Source organism: Hoeflea ulvae (assembly GCF_026619435.1).
Classification (GTDB): Bacteria; Pseudomonadota; Alphaproteobacteria; order Rhizobiales; family Rhizobiaceae; genus Hoeflea; species Hoeflea ulvae.
The window spans coordinates 3,509,409-3,530,030 of sequence record NZ_JAOVZQ010000001.1 but is presented as its reverse complement, the minus strand read 5'-3'; the positions used below and the strand labels follow the sequence as shown (position 1 = coordinate 3,530,030).

20 protein-coding genes are annotated in these 20,622 nt (G+C 62.3%); 16 read left to right on the top strand and 4 right to left on the bottom strand.

Annotation, left to right across the window (positions count from 1 at the left end; translation table 11 throughout):
- Window positions 1–8: 8 nt before the first annotated feature.
- The 16 genes from OEG82_RS16775 (at window position 9) to OEG82_RS16700 (ending at window position 16,647) form a co-directional block, all read left to right on the top strand.
- Window positions 9–1,370: a flavin-containing monooxygenase gene (locus tag OEG82_RS16775; protein ID WP_267613539.1), complete on the top strand. Its 1,362-nt coding sequence runs from the start codon at window positions 9–11 to the stop codon at window positions 1,368–1,370.
- Complete coding sequence (locus OEG82_RS16770) at window positions 1,367–2,269, top strand: bile acid:sodium symporter family protein (RefSeq protein ID WP_267613538.1); 903 nt, start codon at window positions 1,367–1,369, stop codon at window positions 2,267–2,269. Before OEG82_RS16775 ends, OEG82_RS16770 begins: the two co-directional genes overlap by 4 nt.
- Window positions 2,266–3,204, top strand: a complete 939-nt coding sequence (locus tag OEG82_RS16765) for an SDR family oxidoreductase (RefSeq protein ID WP_267613537.1) — start codon at window positions 2,266–2,268, stop codon at window positions 3,202–3,204. The genes OEG82_RS16770 and OEG82_RS16765 overlap by 4 nt, the downstream gene beginning before the upstream one ends.
- Before the next feature lie 5 nt (window positions 3,205–3,209).
- Complete coding sequence (locus tag OEG82_RS16760; protein WP_267613536.1) at window positions 3,210–3,968, top strand: SDR family NAD(P)-dependent oxidoreductase; 759 nt, start codon at window positions 3,210–3,212, stop codon at window positions 3,966–3,968.
- Window positions 3,969–4,051: 83 nt separating this feature from the next.
- Complete coding sequence (locus tag OEG82_RS16755; protein ID WP_267613535.1) at window positions 4,052–5,590, top strand: class I adenylate-forming enzyme family protein; 1,539 nt, start codon at window positions 4,052–4,054, stop codon at window positions 5,588–5,590.
- 114 nt (window positions 5,591–5,704) lie between these two features.
- Window positions 5,705–6,376 (top strand): CerR family C-terminal domain-containing protein, encoded by a 672-nt coding sequence (locus OEG82_RS16750; RefSeq protein WP_267613534.1) that lies wholly within the window; start codon window positions 5,705–5,707, stop codon window positions 6,374–6,376.
- A complete protein-coding gene (locus OEG82_RS16745) occupies window positions 6,376–7,329 on the top strand; it encodes an HlyD family secretion protein (RefSeq protein WP_267614980.1) in 954 nt (317 codons plus the stop codon). Before OEG82_RS16750 ends, OEG82_RS16745 begins: the two co-directional genes overlap by 1 nt.
- Window positions 7,326–8,243, top strand: coding sequence for an ABC transporter ATP-binding protein (locus tag OEG82_RS16740; protein ID WP_267613533.1), 918 nt, complete (start codon window positions 7,326–7,328; stop codon window positions 8,241–8,243). Before OEG82_RS16745 ends, OEG82_RS16740 begins: the two co-directional genes overlap by 4 nt.
- Complete coding sequence (locus tag OEG82_RS16735; protein ID WP_267613532.1) at window positions 8,240–9,376, top strand: ABC transporter permease; 1,137 nt, start codon at window positions 8,240–8,242, stop codon at window positions 9,374–9,376. Before OEG82_RS16740 ends, OEG82_RS16735 begins: the two co-directional genes overlap by 4 nt.
- Window positions 9,377–9,840: 464 nt before the next feature.
- On the top strand, window positions 9,841–10,137 hold the full coding sequence (locus OEG82_RS16730; RefSeq protein ID WP_267613531.1) for a hypothetical protein: 297 nt from the start codon (window positions 9,841–9,843) through the stop codon (window positions 10,135–10,137).
- 111 nt (window positions 10,138–10,248) lie between these two features.
- Window positions 10,249–10,545 (top strand): hypothetical protein, encoded by a 297-nt coding sequence (locus OEG82_RS16725; protein WP_267613530.1) that lies wholly within the window; start codon window positions 10,249–10,251, stop codon window positions 10,543–10,545.
- A gap of 106 nt (window positions 10,546–10,651) precedes the next feature.
- A complete protein-coding gene (locus tag OEG82_RS16720; RefSeq protein ID WP_267613529.1) occupies window positions 10,652–10,948 on the top strand; it encodes a hypothetical protein in 297 nt (98 codons plus the stop codon).
- A 148-nt stretch (window positions 10,949–11,096) separates the two neighbouring features.
- Window positions 11,097–11,693 (top strand): transglutaminase-like cysteine peptidase, encoded by a 597-nt coding sequence (locus tag OEG82_RS16715; RefSeq protein WP_267613528.1) that lies wholly within the window; start codon window positions 11,097–11,099, stop codon window positions 11,691–11,693.
- A gap of 302 nt (window positions 11,694–11,995) precedes the next feature.
- Window positions 11,996–13,402, top strand: a complete 1,407-nt coding sequence (locus OEG82_RS16710) for a bifunctional enoyl-CoA hydratase/phosphate acetyltransferase (RefSeq protein WP_267613527.1) — start codon at window positions 11,996–11,998, stop codon at window positions 13,400–13,402.
- Window positions 13,403–13,740: 338 nt separating this feature from the next.
- Window positions 13,741–15,207, top strand: a complete 1,467-nt coding sequence (locus tag OEG82_RS16705) for a sensor histidine kinase (RefSeq protein ID WP_267613526.1) — start codon at window positions 13,741–13,743, stop codon at window positions 15,205–15,207.
- 222 nt (window positions 15,208–15,429) lie between these two features.
- Window positions 15,430–16,647 (top strand): 6-phosphofructokinase, encoded by a 1,218-nt coding sequence (locus OEG82_RS16700; protein WP_267613525.1) that lies wholly within the window; start codon window positions 15,430–15,432, stop codon window positions 16,645–16,647.
- A 175-nt stretch (window positions 16,648–16,822) separates the two neighbouring features.
- Here the strand turns inward: OEG82_RS16700 and OEG82_RS16695 are convergent, their stop codons facing one another.
- From OEG82_RS16695 to OEG82_RS16680, 4 genes are all read right to left on the bottom strand, one after another.
- Window positions 16,823–17,224: a hypothetical protein gene (locus tag OEG82_RS16695; protein ID WP_267613524.1), complete on the bottom strand. Its 402-nt coding sequence runs from the start codon at window positions 17,222–17,224 to the stop codon at window positions 16,823–16,825.
- Entirely contained in the window at window positions 17,194–17,895 is a 702-nt protein-coding gene (locus OEG82_RS16690) for a SatD family protein (RefSeq protein ID WP_267613523.1), read from the bottom strand. The genes OEG82_RS16695 and OEG82_RS16690 overlap by 31 nt, the downstream gene beginning before the upstream one ends.
- 125 nt (window positions 17,896–18,020) lie before the next feature.
- Window positions 18,021–18,875 (bottom strand): universal stress protein, encoded by an 855-nt coding sequence (locus tag OEG82_RS16685; protein WP_267613522.1) that lies wholly within the window; start codon window positions 18,873–18,875, stop codon window positions 18,021–18,023.
- Window positions 18,876–19,084: 209 nt separating this feature from the next.
- Entirely contained in the window at window positions 19,085–20,569 is a 1,485-nt protein-coding gene (locus OEG82_RS16680; protein WP_267613521.1) for a SulP family inorganic anion transporter, read from the bottom strand.
- Between the last annotated feature and the right edge of the window lie 53 nt (window positions 20,570–20,622).

Sequence of the window (20,622 nt, the reverse complement as noted above, 5' to 3'; positions counted from 1 at the left end):
GGGGACAGTTGGGCACGCAACTGACACCGGCAGGCACAGATGAGGCCGCAAGCCAGAACGGACGCTCGCGCTATGCGCTGATCGGCTCCGGGCCGATGGGGCTGGCCATGGCCAAGACGCTGATCGAGCAGGGCATTGCCTTTCAAGGTTTTGAGCTGCATTCCGATGTTGGCGGGCTGTGGGATATCGACGGTCCGAAATCGACCATGTACGAGACCGCGCACCTGATTTCGTCGAAGAAGATGACCGAGTTCGCGGATTTTCCCATGGAAGACCGGGTGGCGGAATATCCCTCGCACCGCGAGCTGAAGTCCTACTTTCAGAAATTTGCCGATCACTATGGAATAAGGAATCATTTCCTGTTTGGCACGGAGGTGGTTTCCGCCACCCCGCTGGGCAAGACCGGCGAGGGCTGGCGCCTGGTCTGGCGCGATGCAGAGGGCCAGGAGCATGCGGGCGAATTTGCCGGGCTGCTGATTGCCAATGGCACCCTGTCCGAGCCGAACATGCCGGAGTTCAAGGGAGATTTCGCCGGAGAGCTGATTCATTCCAGCGCCTATCGCGATCCCGAAATCTTCAAGGGCAAGCGGGTGCTGATCATCGGGGCGGGCAATTCGGGCTGCGACATTGCCGTCGATGCGATCCATCACGGCAAGAGCTGCGATATCTCGATGCGGCGCGGCTATTACTTCGTGCCCAAATATGTCTTCGGCCGGCCTGCCGACACGATGGGCGGGGCGATCAAGCTGCCGATGTGGCTCAAGCGCCGCGTCGACGGCATGATTTTGAAATGGTTCACCGGCGATCCGGCGAAATACGGATTTCCGAAGCCGGATTACGCGCTTTACGAATCCCACCCGGTGGTCAATTCGCTGATCCTGTTTCATGCCGGTCATGGCGACATCACGGTGAAGCCCGACATCGATCGCTTTGACGGCCATACGGTGCATTTCAAGGATGGCAGCCAAGCCGATTACGATCTGATCCTGGCGGCCACCGGCTATCATCTGCATTATCCGTTCATCGACCAGGCGCTTTTGAATTGGCAGGGCGCTGCGCCGCATCTGTTTCTCAATTGTCTTCATCCCGAGCGCGACGATCTCTTCGTGCTGGGCATGGTCGAGGCCTCGGGGCTGGGCTGGCAGGGGCGGCATGAGCAGGCCGAGATGGTGGCGCGCTACATAGCAGGGCTGAAAAAGGGCGTAATGGCCGCCAAGGCGCTGAAGGAGGAAAAGGCCGCCGGCTTCACCCGGGCGACCGGCGGGATGCATTATATCGACCTGCCGCGCATGGCCTATTATGTCGACAAGGCGACCTACCGCACCGCCGTGACCAGCTGGATCGCGGCTCTCAAGGGGAATGGCAAATGACCGATATCGATGCCGTGCGGCTGAATTTCAGCCCGGAAAGCCTGACCCTGCTCAATGCGATCCTGGCGATCGTGATGTTCTCGATCGCGCTGGATCTGCGGCCGTCGGACTTCCGCGCCCTGCTGCGGGCGCCGAAAGCGCTGTTGACCGGGATGGTGTCGCAGTTCCTGGTGCTGCCGGCGCTGACCTATCTGATGTTATTGGTCACCACTCCGCAGCCGTCGATTGCGCTGGGGCTGATCCTGGTGGCGGCCTGTCCGGGCGGCAATATTTCCAATTTCATCACCCATCGCGCCGGCGGCAATTCGGCGCTTTCGGTCTCGATGACCGGAGTTGCGACGCTGTCGGCGATCCTGCTCACGCCGCTCAATGTGGCGTTCTGGGGCAATCTCTATGAGCCGACGCGGGCGCTGCTGCGGGAGACGACGCTAGATCCGGTGTCGATCGCAATCACCGTGTTCTTCATGCTGGTGCTGCCGCTGATCCTCGGGATCCTGCTCAATGTGCGAAAGCCTGGGCTGGCGGCGCGCATCCGCAAGCCGATGCAAGGACTGTCGATGGCGATCTTCATCGGCTTCATCGTGCTGGCGCTGGCCGCCAACTGGAGCTTTTTCCTGGCCTATGTGGCCGCCGTTGCCGGGCTGGTCGTGCTGCACAATGGGCTGGCGCTGTCGGGCGGTTATCTGACGGCCACGCTGATGCGGCTGTCGGACTATGACCGCCGCGCCATCACCATCGAGACCGGTATTCAGAATTCCGGCCTTGGCCTGGTGCTGATCTTCGCCTTTTTCGGCGGGCTTGGCGGCATGGCGGTGGCGGCAGCCTTCTGGGGCATCTGGCATGCGATATCCGGACTGGCGCTGGCCAGCCTCTGGTCACGCAGCGAGGCAAAACGATGAGCCGGGTTCTGGTGACAGGGGCTGCGGGTGCTGTCGGGCAGGTGCTGCTTGAAGAGCTCGCGGCATCGGGCTGCGAAACGCTGGCGACCGATGTGCGGCGGCCGCAAGCGCTGCCCGAGGGCATGGCCTTTGAAACGCTTGACGTGCGCGGCGACGATGCGGCCCGCCTGGTGGAAGCGTTTGAGCCGGAGGTGATCATCCATCTGGCCTCGATCGTCTCGCCGACGCGCGGCATGACGCGGGCATTCGCCCATGATGTCGATGTCCAGGGCACCCGCAATGTGCTTGAGGCGGCAATCATTCACGGGGTCCGGCGGCTGGTGGTGACATCGTCCGGGGCGGCCTATGGCTACCATGCCGACAATCCGGTGCCGCTGCGTGAGACCGACGCGCTGCGCGGAAACCCGGAATTTGCCTATTCCGACCACAAGCGGCAGGTCGAGGAGATGCTGGCACAGGCGCGGGAGACCCATCCGGATGTCGAGCAGGTGGTGCTGCGTGTCGGCACCGTGCTCGGCGCCGGACTGGAAAACCAGATCACCGAACTGTTTCACCGTCCCAAGCTGATCGCGGTTCGCGGCGCGGACAGCCCCTTCGTGTTCATCTGGACCCGGGATCTGGCGCGGATCCTGTCGCGGGCCGCCACGGACGGGCCGGCCGGCATCTTCAATGTCTGCGGCGATGGTGCGATGTCGGTGGAGGAGCTTGCTGCGGCACTCGGAAAACCGGTGATGGCGCTGCCGGCCTGGCTGCTTAAATCAGCGCTTGCCGTGGCCAAGCCGCTGGGCGTGTCGCGCTATGGCCCGGAACAGGTGCGGTTCTTGCAGTATCGCCCGGTGCTCGACAACACGGCGCTGAAGACCGTGTTCGGATACCAGCCGGAGCTGACCAGCGCCGAGACCTTTGATCTGTGGAAGAAGGCGGCGGGATTGTGAGCCCGGTGGCGGTGATCACCGGCGGCGCGGGAGGGCTGGGGCAGGCCTTTGCCGCTCAGTTGGTGGCGGAAGGCTGGCAGGTGGTGCTGGTTGATCTGCCGGCAGCACTCGAGGCCTTGCCTGCCGGCGGGCAGCAAATGCAGCGGATGGCGTGCGATCTGACCGATGAGGCTGCTGTCGCCATGGTCTGCGCCGAGCTGACGCAGCGCCACAAGGCGATCGATCTGGTGATCCACAATGCCGGGGTCACCCAGATCGGGTTGTTTTCGGAAACAACGCTGGCCTCGCAGCGGCGGGTGATGGAGATCAATTATTTCGGCTCGGTGCGGATGGCGTCGGGTCTGCTGCAGGCCGTGCGGACCGCCCGGGGGACGCATCTGGCGATCTCCTCGGTGGCGGGTTTTGCGCCGCTCTACAAACGCACCGCCTATGCGGCGAGCAAGCATGCGCTCAACGGCTTTTTCTCCTCACTCGCATCGGAAGAAGAACAGCATGGGGTCAAAGTGGTGATCGCGGCTCCTTCCTTCGTCGCCACCAATCCGGGGCGGCTTGATGCGGAGACGGACGGCATCGGCAGGCCGGGGGCAGCGAGTGACGGATTTGACGAAATGGGCCCGCAGCAGGCCGCCCGGATCATTCTTGACGGCTGGCGGCGCGGCAAGCGCTTTATCCCGGTAGGACGGGTGGCGCGCCTTGGCTGGCTGATCAATAGGCTGTCGCCGCGGCTGTATTACTGGCTGATGAAGCGGAAAATCCACGACTGAGTCCTGGTCCCTGCAGCCTGGTGCATTGCCATTTGCCAGTGCCGGCGCGATGGTTTGCGGCCTGAGGCTTTGGGGAGAGAATCATGAATGTCGCGGAATGGCTGGCGCGCAGCGGGCAAAAATATCCCGGCCATCCGGCGCTGTTTTCAGGTGAACGGCAGCTGTCGGATTATCAGGGTTTTGCCCGGAGTGCCGCGGCCATCGGTGCGGGCCTGCGCGACCATCACGGCGTCAGGCCCGGTGACCGGGTGGCGATCTTTGCCAAGAATTCGCCGGCCTATCTGGAAGCGATGTTCGGCGCCTGGTTTGCCGGCGCGGCAATTGTGCCGATCAACGCCAAGCTTCATGCCAAAGAGGCCGCCTATATCATCGCCAATTCAGGCGCGTCGGTGGTGTTTTGCTCAGCACCGCTGGGGGCGGAACTGACCGGGGCGCTGGAGCAACCGGTGCCGGCGCTGATTGATCTGGCTGGCGCGGAGTTTGAGGCCTTGCGGCGGAGCCAGCCGCTTGTAGCCCCCATGGCGCGCGACGGGGCGGACATGGCCTGGCTGTTTTACACCTCCGGTACCACCGGGCGGCCCAAGGGCGTGATGATCAGCCATGCCAACATGCAGGCGATGGTGTTTTCCTATCTTGCCGATGTCGACGCTGTGCATTCCACCGATGCGGCCTTGTATGCGGCGCCACTGAGCCATGGCGCCGGGCTCTATTGCCTGCAGCATGTGCTCAAGGCCGCGCGCCATGTCGTGCCGGTCACGGGCGGGTTCGAACCGGATGAAATCTTTGCGCTGGCCCGCAGTCTCGGCGACATCCACATCTTTGCAGCGCCCACCATGGTCAAAAGGCTGGTTGCCGCTGCCCGTGAGCGGGGCGAGGCCGGGGAGGGGATCCGCACCATCGTTTATGGCGGCGGGCCGATGTATCTCGCCGATATTGTCGAGGCGGTCGAGGTGCTCGGGCCGCGCTTCTGCCAGATCTATGGCCAGGGCGAGAGCCCGATGACGATCACTGCACTGGACCGGGCCTCGGTGGCTGATCGGGCGCATCCGCGCTGGCGCGAACGGCTGGCCTCGGTCGGCACGGCGCAATCCAGTGTCGAGGTGCGGATTGTCGATGAAGCGGGAAACGTGATGGCCACGGGCAAAACCGGAGAGATCGTGGTGCGCGGCGCACCGGTGATGTCCGGCTACTGGCGCGATCGGGAGGCCAGTGCCGCGGCCTTGCGCGATGGCTGGCTCTGGACCGGCGATATGGGCGCGCTGGATGCGGACGGGTTTTTGACGCTGAAAGACCGCTCGAAGGACGTGATCATCTCGGGCGGCACCAACATCTATCCGCGCGAGGTGGAGGAAGCTTTGCTGACCCATCCCGGTGTGCGCGAGGCCAGCGTCATCGGGGTGCCCGATGCCGAGTGGGGCGAAACCATCCTGGCCTTTGTGGTCACGGATGCGGAGACGTCTCCGGAGGCTGCGGAGCTTGATCAGCATTGCCTTGCCTCCATTGCCCGCTTCAAGCGGCCCAAGGCCTACCGGTTTGTCACTGAGCTGCCCAAGAACAATTACGGCAAGGTGCTAAAGACCGAATTGCGCAGGCTTTATGCTGCTGAACAGGGCGGAAGCTAATCTGAAGGTAGTGGGGCAGCATCGGCAGCGCAGGTGAAAAATATAATCAATCGATTGATTAATTTCTGATCTCGGTTATCATCGGGGCAGTTACATCTGCCCGCGAGGATTGCCGTGCCGCCGAAACTCTCAGCCCAGACCGGAAAAGCCGGAGACCAGACCCGCATGGCGCTGCTGATGGCCGGCGTGCGCCTGTTCGGCACCAAGGGGGTCGACGCCACCTCGACCCGCGAGATCGCTGCCGCGGCCAATGCCAATATTGCCTCCATCGCCTATCATTTCGGTGGCAAGGACGGCTTGCGGCTGGCCTGCGCCGAGATGGTGGCCGGGCGGATCCAGGCGGTCGTGCTTCCGGTTCTGCAGTCGATCGACGCGCGCGACGATCCGGCGGCGGCGCAGGCGGCGTTCGAACGGGTGATCATGGGCGTGGCCGATTTCATGCTGGGGCAGGTCGAGGCCCGCGACATCGCCAGCTTCATGGTGCGTGAAATGGGCGTTCCCGGTCCCGTGTTCGACAAGGTCTATGCCGATTTCATTCTGCCGGTGCATCGCAGCCTGTGCACGCTTCTGGGACTGGCCACCGGTCAGGATCCCGAAAGCGACCTGATCCGCCTTGGCACCTTCAGCATTGCCGGCCAGGTCGTCTATTTCCGCATCGGTCACGCCATTGTTGCCAGACGGATGGAATGGCAACAGCCCGGGCCGGACGAGCTTGCGGCGATCAAGACCGTCATTCTCGGCAATATTCGCGCCTTTGTCGCCACCAACAGGAAACCAGTCCGATGATGTCCTTTCTCTGTTCGCTTCCGCTGCTTGCCGGATTGTTTGCCGCCTGCACTGGCGCTGCGCCGCTGGCTGTCGGCTATGTCGAGGGTGAATATGTGCTGGTGGCGCCGATCGAGATTGCCCAGATCGTCGATCTGGCGGTCAAGCGCGGTGATCGGATTGCCGCCGGCCAGCCGTTGGGGCGTCTGGAGCGGCGCGATGCGGAGATCGCCGTCGCCCAGGCCGAAGCCGGGCTGGCGCAGGCCGAGAGCCAGCTCGCCAATCTGCAGGAAGGCCGGCGGCCCGAAGAGATCGCCAGCATCGCGGCTTCGCTGAGGTCGGCCCAGGCCCAGGCCGACGAGGCCGAGCGCGTGCGGCAACGGCAGGCAGACCTGCTCAGGCAGGGAATATCTACGCAAGCGACCTATGATTCTGCTTCCACCGCGGTCGAGCTGGCCCAGGCCAAGGTCGCCGAACTGGAAGCCAATCTGGCGGTGGCGCGGCTGCCGGCGCGCTCCAACGAGATCAAGGCGGCGCAGGCCGCGGTCGAACAGGCCGAGGCTGTGCTGGAATCGGCCGAGTGGCGGCTGTCGAAGCGGACGTTGTCGGTGCCGCTGGCCGGCGTCGTCTCCGACATCATCCGCAATGCCGGCGAGGTGGCCGGTCCGCAGGCGCCGGTCTTGTCGGTGCTGCCCGATGGCGCCCGCAAGCTCCGGGTCTATATGCCGGAATTCGCGTTATCGAGCATCCATGTCGGAAGCTTGCTCGTGGTGCATTGCGACGGCTGCGGCGAGGGTATGCGGGCGACCGTGAGCTATGTCTCGGCCGATCCTGAATTCACCCCGCCGGTGATCTATTCGCTCGAGAACAGGCAGAAGCTGGTTTACCTGGTCGAGGCGCGGCCGGAGGCGGATGCCCGGGCGCTGGAGCCGGGGCAGATTGTCGATGTCGAGCTCGAAGGCGAAAGCCGATGAACGCCATCGAGGTTTCCGGGCTGGTCAAGCGGTTTGGCGACAAGACCGTGGTCGATCATGTGTCGATGCAGGTGGCCGAGGGCGAGATTTCCGGATTTCTCGGTCCCAACGGATCGGGCAAGACCACCACCATCCGGGTGATGTGCGGCTTGCTGACGCCGGATGAGGGCGAGGGGCGGGTGCTTGGACATGACATCCGCACCGAGGGCCGGCTGATCAAGCTCAATGTCGGCTACATGACGCAAAAATTCTCGTTCTACGAGGATCTGTCGATCGAGGAGAACCTGACCTTCGTCGCCCGGCTTTATGATCTCGACCCGGTGTCAACTGTGGTGCGCGACACGCTGGAAGACCTCGGCCTGTCGTCGCGGCGAAAGCAACTGGCGGGCACCTTGTCGGGCGGCTGGAAACAGCGGCTCGCGCTGGCCGCCTGCATCATGCACAAGCCGAAACTGCTGCTGCTCGATGAACCGACTGCCGGGGTTGATCCGAAGGCGCGGCGGGAGTTCTGGGACGAAATCCACATGCGCGCCAGCCACGGACTGACGGTGCTGGTCTCGACCCATTACATGGACGAGGCGGAACGCTGCCACCGGATCCACTACATCTCCTATGGCAAGCTTCTGGCCAGCGGCACGGTGCCGGAGGTGATCCGCGATGCGGCGCTGACCACCTTCATCCTCGAAGGCGGCCAGATCACCGAAGCGGCGCGGCTGCTGCAGGGGGTGGAGGGTGTCGACCAGGTCGCACCCTTCGGCCTGACCCTGCATGTCGTCGGTCAGAATGCGGGGCTGCTGGAGCCGGCGGTCGCGCGGGTGGCAGAGCAGACCGGGGCTACATTTCGCCGGGGAACCACCAGCCTCGAGGATGTCTTCATCCAGTTCATGGGCCAATCGACGGACAACATGGCATGAGCGCGCTGTTTTCCTTCCGCCGGCTGATGGCGATCATCACCAAGGAAAGCATCCAGATGCGGCGCGATCGCATCACTTTCGCGATGATGCTGGGCGTGCCGCTGATGCAGCTGGTGCTGTTCGGCTTTGCCATCAACAATGATCCCAAGGGGCTGCCGGCAGCGCTGGTGACCACCAGCCAGGACCACTACACCCGCGCCATGGTCTCGGCGATGGAGAACACCGGTTATTACCGATTCAACCATGTGGTGGCGAGTGCGGCCGAGGCCGAGCGGCTGATCCAGTCGGGTGCGGTGTCCTTCGTGGTCACGGTGCCATCGGACTTTGCCCGCCGGGTACAGCGCGGCGACCATCCGCAAATCCTGATCGAGGCAGATGCCACCGACCCCTCGGTGGCCTCGGGCGCAATCTCGACGCTTGGCACGGTGGCGGCACAGGCGCTGCTGCGCGAGCAATCGGCCGAAGCGCTGGCCGCGCAGCAATCGACCGCGGCGCTCGAGGTGGTGGTGCACCGGCTCTACAATCCCGAAGGCATCACCCAGTACAATATCGTGCCGGGCCTGCTCGGGGTGATCCTGCAACTGACCATGGTGATGATGACCTCGATGGCGCTGACCCGCGAGGTCGAGCGCGGCACCATGGAAAACCTGCTGGCGATGCCGGCGAGCTCGCTCGAAATCATGCTTGGCAAGGTGCTGCCCTATCTGGCGGTGGGCGGGGTTCAGGTGGTGGTGGTGCTGACGGCGGCGAAATTCCTGTTCGATGTGCCGTTTGTCGGCTCGCTGACGCTGCTTCTGGTCTCCATCCTTATATTCGTTCTGGCGCTGGTGTTGCTGGGCTATGCCTTCTCGACCCTGGCGCGGACCCAGATGCAGGCAATGCAGCTCACCTTCTTCTTTTTCCTGCCGTCACTGCTGTTGTCAGGTTTCATGTTTCCCTTTCGCGGCATGCCGCCCTGGGCGCAGACGCTGGGGGAAATCTTTCCGCTGACGCATTTTCTCAGAATCATCCGCGCCGTCATGCTCAAGGGCGCCGACCTGCAGGGGGTGGCCACGCCGCTGGCGGCACTGCTGATCTTCGTGGTGGTGTTCATGGCGCTGGCGCTGGCCCGATTCCGCCGGACACTGGACTGACCAAAGGTTCGGGCTGCCGGCGGTGACGCCTGTCGCCCGAGTCGAAGTCCGGACCTGTCGCACCGGCAGCAGAAATCGACCGGAACCTTGCTGATTTGGGTCTCCGTCCAACACCAAAAACTGCAAGCGGCAGGATCCGGCCAATTATTTTGCCTCTTTGATCATCGTTTTGTGAACGCTGTGGGCACCATGGGGTGCACAGTCACGTTTTGCGTTATCGGCCGGATGACGCATATGGAACGGCTAAGCTGTTGATAATCAATGATTTATCGTCGCGCTATGAATCCGCTACGTGACTTTCAAGATTTAGTTTCAGCACAGGTTCTCACAAAAGTGTGGTTGGCAATTCCGATCGGGCAGGCCCATCTCAGGGTCATCGGAACGCAGCGACCAAGCGCCTCCCAACGCCTTCGCCGTTCCGCTCGAAATGACAACAAGAACACAATGACGACGGAGTATACACAATGAACAAGATCCTTATCGCCCTCGGCCTGACACTCGCAGCATCCACCGGTGCATTCGCCGATTCCACCGCACTTGATGCCTACAACGTGCCTGCCGCACAGGGCTCGGCCAACTACGCAGTCGGCAGCAGCAACGACCTGGTTACCTATGACCGCGCCGGCAATGACGGCTCGCCGTCCTTCCAGGCCCCGCAGGGTGGCGTCGACTTCACCGCGACCGCTTCGGTCGGCGATGTGGCCAATGACAAGGTCATCTATGACCGCGCCAACAATGACGGTTCGCCGCGCTTCCAGTAATCGGCCTGTGCGGGTGGTGAGGCAGAAACTTCGCCACCCCGGTCCGGAACCTAAATCAAATCAAAGCGTTGTCCTCCCAAGACACGACACGAAATTCAAAGGAATATCATCATGAACAAGCTCATTATCGCTCTCGGCCTGACACTCGCAGCTTCCACCGGCGCATTTGCCGACTCCACCGCACTTGATGCCTACAACGTGCCTGCTGGACAGGGTTCGGCCAATTATGCCGTCGGCACCAGCAATGATCTGGTCACCTATGACCGCGCCGGCAATGACGGTTCGCCGTCCTTCCAGGCTCCGCAGGGTGGCGTCGACTACACCGCGACCGCTTCGGTCGGCGATGTGGCCAATGACAAAGTCGTCTATGACCGCGCCAACAATGACGGTTCGCCGCGCTTCCAGTAAGCCGCTTCTGCCGGCGGCGGAGCCGATGCTCCGCTGCCGCTGAGACGGAAATCGAAACATCTATTTGTCCTCCCAAGACAAGACCCCCATTCAAAGGAATTTCATCATGAACAAGCTCATTATCGCTCTCGGCCTGACACTCGCAGCTTCCACCGGCGCATTTGCCGATTCCACCGCACTTGATGCCTACAATGTGCCTGCTGCACAGGGTTCGGCCAATTATGCCGTCGGCACCAGCAATGACCTGGTCACCTATGACCGCGCCGGCAATGACGGTTCGCCGTCCTTCCAGGCCCCGCAGGGTGGTGTCGACTACACTGCGACCGCTTCGGTCGGCGATGTGGTCAATGACAAGGTCGTCTACGACCGCGCCAACAATGACGGTTCGCCGCGCTTCCAGTAAGCCCGGCTTCACCGCAGGACAATCGCGGGGCGCGCCAGGTCTGACCTGGGCGCCCCGTATGCGTTTGAAGGCCGGTCTGTGCTCAAAGGCGCCGTACGAGGTCCTCATCGCGACCAATATATCTAAATCGGGGGATGAAAGGACTGTCATGACCAAAACCAGATCAACCTTTCTGCCTGCCGCACTGGCAACGCTGATGCTGTCGACCTCGGCCATTCCGGCCTCGGCCGCGAGCTGGCTGCGCCTTGGAACCTTCACCAGCCGGCCCTATGGCCATGTCGACTATTGCTCCCGGCATGTGTCCGATTGCGGCGCGCGGATGACGCGGGCGGCCCTGCCGCCGGCCCGGCTGGCCGTGCTCGAACAGATCAACAGCGCCGTCAACCGCGCCATCACGCCGGTGACCGACGAGGATCAATATGGCCGCTTCGAGGTGTGGAAACTCAATGTCAGTGCCGGTGATTGCGAAGATTACGCGCTTGAAAAACGCGCCCGTCTGATGCGCAAGGGCTTCCATGCGGAAGACCTGCTGCTGGCCATGACCCATACCGGCAGCGAATATCACACCGTGCTGGTGGTGCGCACGCGCCTGGGCGATTTCGTGCTCGACAATCTGACCGAGGCGGTGCTGCCGGTGTCCAAGAGCAAGCTCGCCTTCATCAAGGTCCAGTCGCCCGATCATGGCGGCAACTGGCTCAAGGTGACCGGAAAGACGTCTGCTGCGCCCAAATCCGCCACCGGCTAGATTTTAAGGCTCGGAACCGCCGCCGGGTACGCTCTAGCGAGCCGCTGCCTCGCAGCATGGTGCGGAGGCTCGGCCTTCCGTCCACGATCATCCGCTTGCGCGGACGGACACATCGCAGCACCGCCCAATAATTTGCAAACAGATGTCTGACAGGCCTGCCGGGGCGGGTTCGCCCTGGCGGGTCATTTTGTCTGTCTTGTATCTCAAGAGGTCGTGGGGCAAGGTCGGCAGCGTCCGGGCCTCCTGGCAAGCCTGGCTCCGGACACCTGCCGTCCCCGAACCGACCGTGCCCGGAGCCCCCCATGAACCTGATTGAAAACCGCACCATCAATGAAATCGGCATTGGCGAGACGGCGGACCTGGACCGGGTGCTGACCCGTCAGGACATCGCGCTGTTTGCCACTGCCTCGGCCGATGTCAATGCCGCTGATATCGACGCCGAGGACGAGGAAGCCGCGGGCCTGCAACAGGGCATTGCGCACGGCATGTGGGCCGGCGCGCTGATTTCCGCGGTTCTGACAACGCGGTTGCCGGGACCGGGAACGGTGCATCTGGGACAGACGCTGTGCTTTCACCAACCGGTCGGCATCGGCGACAGGGTGACGGTGCGGGTGGAAGTCACCGGTGTGAACAGGGATACCGGACATGTCACGCTCGATTGCACCTGCGTCAATGCCGAGGGGGTGACGGTGGTATCCGGCACCGCGAAAGTGCGCGCGCCGCGTGAAAAGATCAAGCGGCCGGTCGCCCGCATGCCCACCGCCGTCCGCCACGCCCACGGTGTCCGCTTCGGCGCGCTGGTGGAGCGGGCCAGATCGCTTGATCCGCTGGTCACGGCGATCGTGCACCCTTGCGACGATCTGAGCCTGGGCGGGGCGATTGCGGCGCGCGACGAGGGCATGATCGTGCCGGTGCTGGTCGGCCCGCAGGCCAAGATAAGGGCCGCAGCCGAGGCTGCAGGGCTCGATCTGCAGGGCGTGGAGATCGTCGATGCGCCGCACAGCCATGCCGCGGCGGAACAAGCGGTGGCACTGGTGCATGAGGGGCGGGTGGGAGCCCTGATGAAGGGCAAGCTGCACACCGACGAATTGCTGCTGGCCGTGCTTGACCGCAGCCATGGCTTGCGCACCGAGCGGCGATTGAGCCATGTCTTCGCGCTCGACATGCCGGGGCAGAACCGGACGTTGTTTGTCACCGACGCGGCCATCAACATCTCGCCCGATCTCGAGGCGCTCAGCGACATCGTCCAGAACGCCATCGACCTGGCGATCGCGCTGGGGGTGGAGACGCCGCTGGTGGCGCTGCTGTCGGCGGTCGAGACCGTGACCGGCAAGCTGCCCTCGACGCTGCTTGCCGCGGCGATCTGCAAGATGCATGACCGGGGCCAGATTGTCGGTGGCAAGGTCGACGGTCCGCTGGGCTTTGACAACGCCATCTCGCCGGCCGCCGTGGCCGCCAAGGGGATCGTTTCGGATGTGGCGGGCCGTGCCGACATCCTGGTGACGCCCGATCTTGAAAGCGGCAACATGATCGCCAAGCAGTTGATCCATCTGGCCGGCGCGTCGTCGGCGGGAATTGCGCTCGGGGCCCGGGTGCCCATCATGCTGACCAGCCGGTCCGACACCGTCGACGCCCGCATCGTTTCGGCGGCATTGGCCAAGGTGTTTTATCACTGGCGGCGGCAGCGTCCGCTGGGACTGCCGGGATAGGGCAGGGTGCGGCTGCCCGCGGCAAAACGTCCTGTCCCGGACACCGGACAGATGCCGCGTTCAATAGCCCCACTGCGTGGGCGACGAGCAGCCGGCAGTCCGTTTCCCAGCTTGTTTGGAGCATTTTGTGCCGGATATGCGGCGCTGGTGCCGGGGCTTCCGGCCTTCTCGCGACCCTGCTTCTGATCTTTTAAATCGAGCTCGAACAAAAGCGCTATAGCCAAGAATTTGCATTGCCGATAAGCATTGCTGCGAGGCGATTTTGGAGAGGATGCTCAGTGGTCACCAGGGCGATTGCTGGTTCAGCGCGTGCGGCGATAACATTCATTGTCGCAACGTTGCTCATCTACTCACTTATCATCGGATCGCTTGTCTATCAGGGGGTTAATGACGCCGAGGAGCGGGCCGAGGCGTCGGCGACCGCAGCCGCCAAGGCGGTGAAGATCAACACCGGTTGGATCGTCGAGGTCGCGGCCCAGGCCTTGCGGCGCATGGACGCCGCGCTTGGCCTGGAGGCCCAGCCCAACGACACCTCGACCCTGATCAGCGTCCGCGACGCGCTTGAGGGCCTGCCCGCGAGCGCCAAGGCCTATATTGTCGCGGCCGATGGCCAGACGCTCTACACCACCGATCCCAATTTCGTGAATCTCGACATCCGGGACCGGGAGTATTTTTCCGCACCGGCGAAGGGCAAGCCCTTCTTCACGTCGTCGCTGCTGATCAGCCGACTTGACGGCAGCCAGATCTTTGCCTTCAGCCGGCGGCTCGAGCGCGGGGGCGTGTTCATCGGCGTGGCGATCATTTCATTCGATGCCGCGCTGCTGGAAGACCTGCTCGATTCGCTGGATATCGGAACCGATTCGACCATCAGCATCCTGCGGTCGGACGGAATGCTGGTTGCGCGCTATCCCCAGACGGAAGCCCCGCTGGACCTGAGCCAGCACATCCTGTTCACCGAGCTGCTGCCGCAATCGGAATTCGGGGTCTATACCAGCACGTCGCCCGTCGATGGTGTGCAGCGGGTGGTGAGCTACCAGACCGTGCCGGACACGGAGCTCATCGCCCTGGCTTCAGTCGGCACGGCCGAAACGGTGGGCCGCTTCTGGCATCGCGTCCGGATTTTCCTGGCCATCGTCATTCCGACCACTCTTGGCCTGGCGATCTGCGCGATCTGGATCATCCGGCTGCTTCAACGCGACGGGCGTCGCCATGAGGAACTCAGCATGGCGCTGGCGACCAACACGATGCTGTTTCGCGAGATCCATCACCGGGTGAAGAACAACCTGCAGTCGATGCAGTCGCTGGTCAGGATGCAGGATCTGCCGGAAGCCATCAAGACCGATATCCAGTTGCGGTTTGCGGCGATGGCTTCCGTGCACGAGCACATGTACAACCATGATGCCTTTGCCGCGCTTGACGCGCCGACCTTCATTTCCTCGGTCACGGACAAGCTGTTTCGGGCCTATGGCTCGTCAGCCAGACTGACGCTCGACATCGATCCGCTGACGATCAGTCACGAAAGGGCGACGCCGCTGGCGCTGCTGATCAATGAGGTGGTGACCAATGCCCTGAAATATGCCGGTCTCGACAAGCCCGATGCCGAGATATCCATCAGCCTCAAGCGCATGACGGAGACACGAGCCAGGCTTGTCATCAGGGACAACGGACCCGGCTTCGATGTCGCCAGCGCCCGCACCGGCATGGGCACCAAGATCATCAAGGGCATGGTGATGCAGCTCGGCGGAACCCACAGCTACACATTTGAAGACGGCACGACCTTTTCCACCGAGATCGATATCGACTAGCCGCGCGCATGTGCGCAGCCTGATCATCCCCGCCGCCGCCATCGCTGCCGCCAAGGGGCATTTCCTCCGACATGGCGGGCCATGCCGAGATCCGTCCAATCATGCGCGCGGCGCAAAAGCAGCCGGAACGATCGGACCAAGACAACAGGGATCTTGCGCCGGCACTTGTTTGCCGATGACAAATCGTGCTGATTGTAGGCCGGTGAAAAGGAGGAGAGCTCAGTGTTTCATGGCAAGGTGCTGGTCGCCCAGGGGGGTGGACCGACGGCGGTTATCAATCAGTCAATGGTGGGCGCGGTGCTGGAATCGCGCAAATTCCGCGAGGTCGAGCTGATCTATGGCGCGGTCCACGGCGTGCGCGGCATCCTGGACGAGGATTTTTACGATCTGACCCAGGAGACCACCCACAATCTGGAAATGGTCGCCAACACGCCGTCCTCGGCGCTTGGCTCGACGCGTGACAAGCCGGATCTGAAATACTGCCAGGAAATCTTCAAGGTGCTCAGGGCGCACGAGATCGGCTATTTCTTTTACACCGGCGGCAATGATTCCTCCGACACGGTTCGCATCGTCAATGACGAGGCGCGCAAGGCGGACTACAATCTGCGCTGCATCCACATTCCCAAGACCATCGACAATGATCTGGTCGAGAACGATCATACGCCGGGCTTTCCCTCGGCTGCGCGCTATGTGGCCCAGGCGTTCATGGGCATCAATCTCGACAATGCAGCGCTTCCCGGCGTCTATATCGGCGTGGTCATGGGGCGCCATGCAGGCTTTCTCACCGCGGCTTCGGCGCTGGGCAAGAAATTCTCCGATGACGGGCCGCATTTGATCTACATGCCCGAGCGAGCCTTCGACATCGACCGGTTCCTGGGCGACGTCAAGCAGGTCTATGACCGGCTCGGGCGCTGTGTCGTGGCCGTCAGCGAAGGCATTCATGATGGCTCGGGCCAGCCGATCATCGCAAAACTGGCCAACGAGGTCGAACGCGACGCGCATGGCAATGTGCAATTGTCCGGCAGCGGTGCGCTGGCCGATCTGTTGACGCAGCAGGTCAAGCAGAAGCTGGGGATCACCCGGGTGCGGGGCGATACGCTCGGCTACATCCAGCGCAGTTTTGTCGGCTGCGTGTCCGATGTCGACCAGAACGAAGCCCGCGAGGTCGGCGAGAAGGCGGTGCAATATGGCATGTTCGGCGACCGCGACGGATCGGTGGCGATCAAGCGCACCGGCCATTACTCGGTCGACTATGAACTGGTGCCGCTCGAACTGGTCGCCGGAAAGACCCGGACCATGCCCGACGACTTCATCTCCGGCTGCGGCCACGACGTGACCGACGCATTCCGCATGTATCTGCGCCCGCTGCTGGGTTCAGGCATGCCGGATGCACATAGGCTGCGGCCCAACAAGGTGCCGAAGATCTTGGCAGGGAGGTGAGGTGTATTATTATTGGCTGTGGCAGACGCCGCTGAAGTCGCCGTGGTAGGGGGAGTGGGGTGGAGGTGAATGGCAGTATCAAGTCCTTCGGACCGAAGAAGCGGGCATTGCTCAAGCAAAAGGTGTAGTTACTGTGAGTGGGCTGCTTGTTCGCGCTCGATTGCAGATTGTTTGTCTAAATGCCAAGCCATTGTTCCATGAGATTGCGTATGTCAATCCCGAGCTTATGATCATATGCGAGCCAAGCACTGGTCACGAGCATCGTCCACAATATGCTAAACAGTGATCCGACCAGAAAATATTCAGCAAAGTCGCGTTCGTCCATCTCCTTGAAGCGCGCAACAGTCTTGAGTGCGATCACCACGGCGAGTATTTCCCAGCTGTGAACGATCAAGCCGAGAGCTATGATCAATCGTTCGAAGGCACCAATCCAGCGCCCAGCGCTATGCGTGGGTGTAGGAAGATTAGCAATCGAATTCTTTAATCCGGTGAGTTTGAAAATTCCGCGGCAGATCTGGTTGCCGGCCCAAGTCAGAAGTAACAGAGCTACGCTGGTGTAAAGGAGTGCGTGCACCACTTGTCGGCTCCTGGCAGTTCGTAGCGACGGTCAAGCTCGGCAAGAGCTTTTTGAATTGCGTCCCACTGGATCACATAGAGGTCAAAGTCACCAGCGCTTCGCACCTTGTAAACATTGTGTACGCTGACATTGCGCGCGCGCGCGATTTCAGCAACAGAGGCGCCTTCCAGCAACTTGATGATATCCTCGCGCTGGGCTTCCGACCAGCGGCGCTCGATCGTGGTGAGGCTTGCGCCGCTCGCTTCGAGCATCGTCTCGAGAAGCGCGTCCTGCTGAATGGAAAAGCGATAGCGGCTTGGAGACCGTTTCTCGCTGAGTCGCGCGCGCGCGGCTGCAAAGCCCGGCCCCATCATGTTCCACGCACGCTCGTGATTGACTTGAGTCTTGAGGTCGATGCTGCCGATTACGAACCGGCAGTCGATATTCTTGCGCATCAACTCGAATCGAATCTCGCGCGCGGCTTGCGCCGCGGCGACGAGCGAACTGAGCAAACCTTGGAATTCATCGCCAAGGGTTATTGTTAACGGCGAGACCATGTCAGCGGCAAGGACTTCATTCTGACGGTCAATGGCGGCATTGAAATGGGCGTGCAGAGTTTTAGGGTTCGCATGGCGCTCGCTACCTACGAGATCGCCCATAAGAACAGCAAAAGAGGAGGTGGAGTGGGTCATGCCCCGACAATATCATTAGCCCATTTTTGGGTCAATTTGGTATTTAACCCAAAAGCGGGTTAATAACTCAATTGGCCCGAAATTGGGTTAAAGTGGTCGACTGCAACCAAACCCACCCAGCCCCATCACCGCATCAGCAGCACCGGCGCCTTGCAGGATCTCAGCATTTCCGTCGTGGTCGAGCCGAGGACGAAGGCGCGGATGCGGGAGTGGCCGTAGGCGCCCATGGCGACGAGGCAGGAGCCGCAGTCTTCGACGCGCTTGCCCAGAACCTCATCGGGCTGGCCCGACAGGATGGTGGTTTCGACCTCCAGGCCTGCGCCGGTCAGAATGGCTTTTGCGTCTTCGAGTGCCTTCTCGGTGTCGCGGTTCTTCTGTCCGACGGTGACGACGTCGATCTTGAGGCCGGTAAACAGCGGGTTGCGGGCGATGTGATCGACCAGCCGCTGGCTTGAGGCGCCGCCATCATAGGCGACGATGACGGTGTTGATCGGCTTGAAGGCGCGCGAGGCGACGAAGACCGGCTTGTGGCTGGCGCGGATGAAGCGTTCGAGATGCGCGCCCAGACGCAGGCTGGCAAAATCGGCTTCCTCGCCGCGTTTTCCCACCATGATCATGCTGGCAGGGGCTTCCTGCTCGATCACGGTCTCGACGATCTCGCCCTGGCGGAGATGGGCGCCGGCGACCTTTTCGCCCGCGGCCTCGATGATGGCGCGGGCATCGTCGAGAATGGCGCGGCCCTTGAGCTGCAACAGCTTGGCGCGCTGCTCATCGAGCGTGGACAGCTCCTCCAGCAGCGCCGTGCGGGCGCCCAGCGCGATCGAGCCTGATAGATCGGACTTGTCGGCGCCGGAGCGGCGGCCCAGGACGTGCAGCAGGTCGACCTCGGCGTTCATCCGCCCGGCAGCCCAGGCCGCATGGTCGCAGACGCTCTTCGAATAGGCGGACCCGTCGACAAGGGCCAGAATGATATTGGTCATGGTTCTTGCTCCCCTGGAGCGCGGCGCCTGTATCCGGTCGCAGCGCTCCCATTGCTTGATCTAGGGCACCTTGTCTGCGGCCGGTCAATGGGGCCTGTCCGCAGGATGCCCTAAAGCACAGTGCATTGAATTGTATTCATGCAATGTGCTTCAGGTTTCTGTTTGGCACGTTTTTCCCGAAAACCGGTTTCCGCCTTTCGGACCACGCCTTAATGCGACATCAGCTGGTCCATCGCGCCGGGCTTGTCATGAATGGCAAGCCTGTCGACGATGGTCTCGGATGCTTCGTTCATGCCGACAATCTCCACCGTTGCGCCATCACGGCGGAATTTCAGCACCGCCATGTCGAGCGCCATCACGCTGGAGATATCCCAGATATGGGCGCGGGAGACATCGATGACCACCTTTTCCAGCACTTCGCGAAAATCGAAGCCCTGCATGAAATCATCGGCGGAGGCGAAAAACAACTGACCTTCAACGATATAGGTGCGCGTGTTGCCATCTTCGGACAGGGTGGAGCGGATGCCGAACAGCTGGGCGATCTTCCAGGCGAAGAACAGGCCCGAGAGCAACACGCCGACCAGCACGCCGATCGCCAGATTGTGGGTGAAGACCACGAACAGCACGGTAGCCAGCATCACCACCGAGGACGAGCGCGGATGGGTGCGCAGGTTCTTGATCGAGGACCAGGAGAAGGTGCCGATCGAGACCATGATCATGATCGCCACGAGCGCCGCCATCGGAATGCGCGCCACCCAGTCGCCGAGCACGACGATGAAGAACAGCAGCATGGCGCCGGCCATGAAGGTCGACAGCCGGCCGCGTCCGCCGGATTTCACATTGATGATCGACTGGCCGATCATGGCGCAACCGGCCATGCCGCCGATGAAGCCGGTGGCGGTGTTGGCGATGCCCTGGCCGATGCATTCCATGTTGCGGTCGGACGGGGTGTCGGTGAGATCGTCGACGATGGTCTGCGTCATCAGCGATTCGAGCAGGCCGACGGCGGCCACGGCGACCGAATAGGGCAGGATGATCAGCAGGGTTTCCAGCGTCAGCGGGATGTCCGGGATCAGGAAGATCGGCAGGGTGTCGGGCAAGGCGCCCATGTCGCCGACGGTGCGCAGGTCGAAGCCGAAGAACAGGGTGACGGCGGTGAGCACGATGATGGTGACCAGCGGCGAGGGCACCGCCTTGGTGATCAGCGGAAACAGATAGATGATGGCAAGGCCGGCTGCGACCATGACATAGGTGAGCCAGGGCACGCCGATGAGTTCGGGCAATTGCGCCATGAAGATCAGGATCGCCAGCGCATTGACGAAACCGGTCATCACCGATTTCGAGACAAAGCGCATGACATAGCCGAGCTTGCACAGGCCGGCGACGACCTGGATCAGGCCGGCGAGCACCGTGGCCGCGAGCAGATATTCAAGCCCGTGTTCCTTGACCAGGGTAACCATCAGCACCGCGGTGGCGGCGGTGGCGGCCGAGATCATGCCCGGGCGGCCGCCGACGATGGCGGTGATCACGGCAATGGAGAAGGAAGCATAGAGCCCGACCTTCGGATCAACGCCGGCGATGATCGAGAATGCGATGGCTTCGGGGATCAGCGCGAGAGCGACGACGAGTCCCGAAAGGATGTCACCGCGGACGTTGCCGGTCCATTGCGCGAGATAGCTGTTGAACGAGATCATGGCGAGTTGGCGTCCTGTCCGGTGAAAGGATGGTGTGACAATGCGACGTTTGC

Coding starts and splice junctions, on each gene's coding strand:
- OEG82_RS16770 (WP_267613538.1), top strand. CDS start 1,367: ATGACCGATATCGATGCCGTGCGGCTGAATTTCAGCCCGGAAAGCCTG.
- OEG82_RS16690 (WP_267613523.1), bottom strand. CDS start 17,895: ATGACCCACTCCACCTCCTCTTTTGCTGTTCTTATGGGCGATCTCGTA.
- OEG82_RS16710 (WP_267613527.1), top strand. CDS start 11,996: ATGAACCTGATTGAAAACCGCACCATCAATGAAATCGGCATTGGCGAG.
- OEG82_RS16745 (WP_267614980.1), top strand. CDS start 6,376: ATGTCCTTTCTCTGTTCGCTTCCGCTGCTTGCCGGATTGTTTGCCGCC.
- OEG82_RS16765 (WP_267613537.1), top strand. CDS start 2,266: ATGAGCCGGGTTCTGGTGACAGGGGCTGCGGGTGCTGTCGGGCAGGTG.
- OEG82_RS16680 (WP_267613521.1), bottom strand. CDS start 20,569: ATGATCTCGTTCAACAGCTATCTCGCGCAATGGACCGGCAACGTCCGC.
- OEG82_RS16740 (WP_267613533.1), top strand. CDS start 7,326: ATGAACGCCATCGAGGTTTCCGGGCTGGTCAAGCGGTTTGGCGACAAG.
- OEG82_RS16730 (WP_267613531.1), top strand. CDS start 9,841: ATGAACAAGATCCTTATCGCCCTCGGCCTGACACTCGCAGCATCCACC.
- OEG82_RS16685 (WP_267613522.1), bottom strand. CDS start 18,875: ATGACCAATATCATTCTGGCCCTTGTCGACGGGTCCGCCTATTCGAAG.
- OEG82_RS16725 (WP_267613530.1), top strand. CDS start 10,249: ATGAACAAGCTCATTATCGCTCTCGGCCTGACACTCGCAGCTTCCACC.
- OEG82_RS16720 (WP_267613529.1), top strand. CDS start 10,652: ATGAACAAGCTCATTATCGCTCTCGGCCTGACACTCGCAGCTTCCACC.
- OEG82_RS16755 (WP_267613535.1), top strand. CDS start 4,052: ATGAATGTCGCGGAATGGCTGGCGCGCAGCGGGCAAAAATATCCCGGC.
- OEG82_RS16715 (WP_267613528.1), top strand. CDS start 11,097: ATGACCAAAACCAGATCAACCTTTCTGCCTGCCGCACTGGCAACGCTG.
- OEG82_RS16735 (WP_267613532.1), top strand. CDS start 8,240: ATGAGCGCGCTGTTTTCCTTCCGCCGGCTGATGGCGATCATCACCAAG.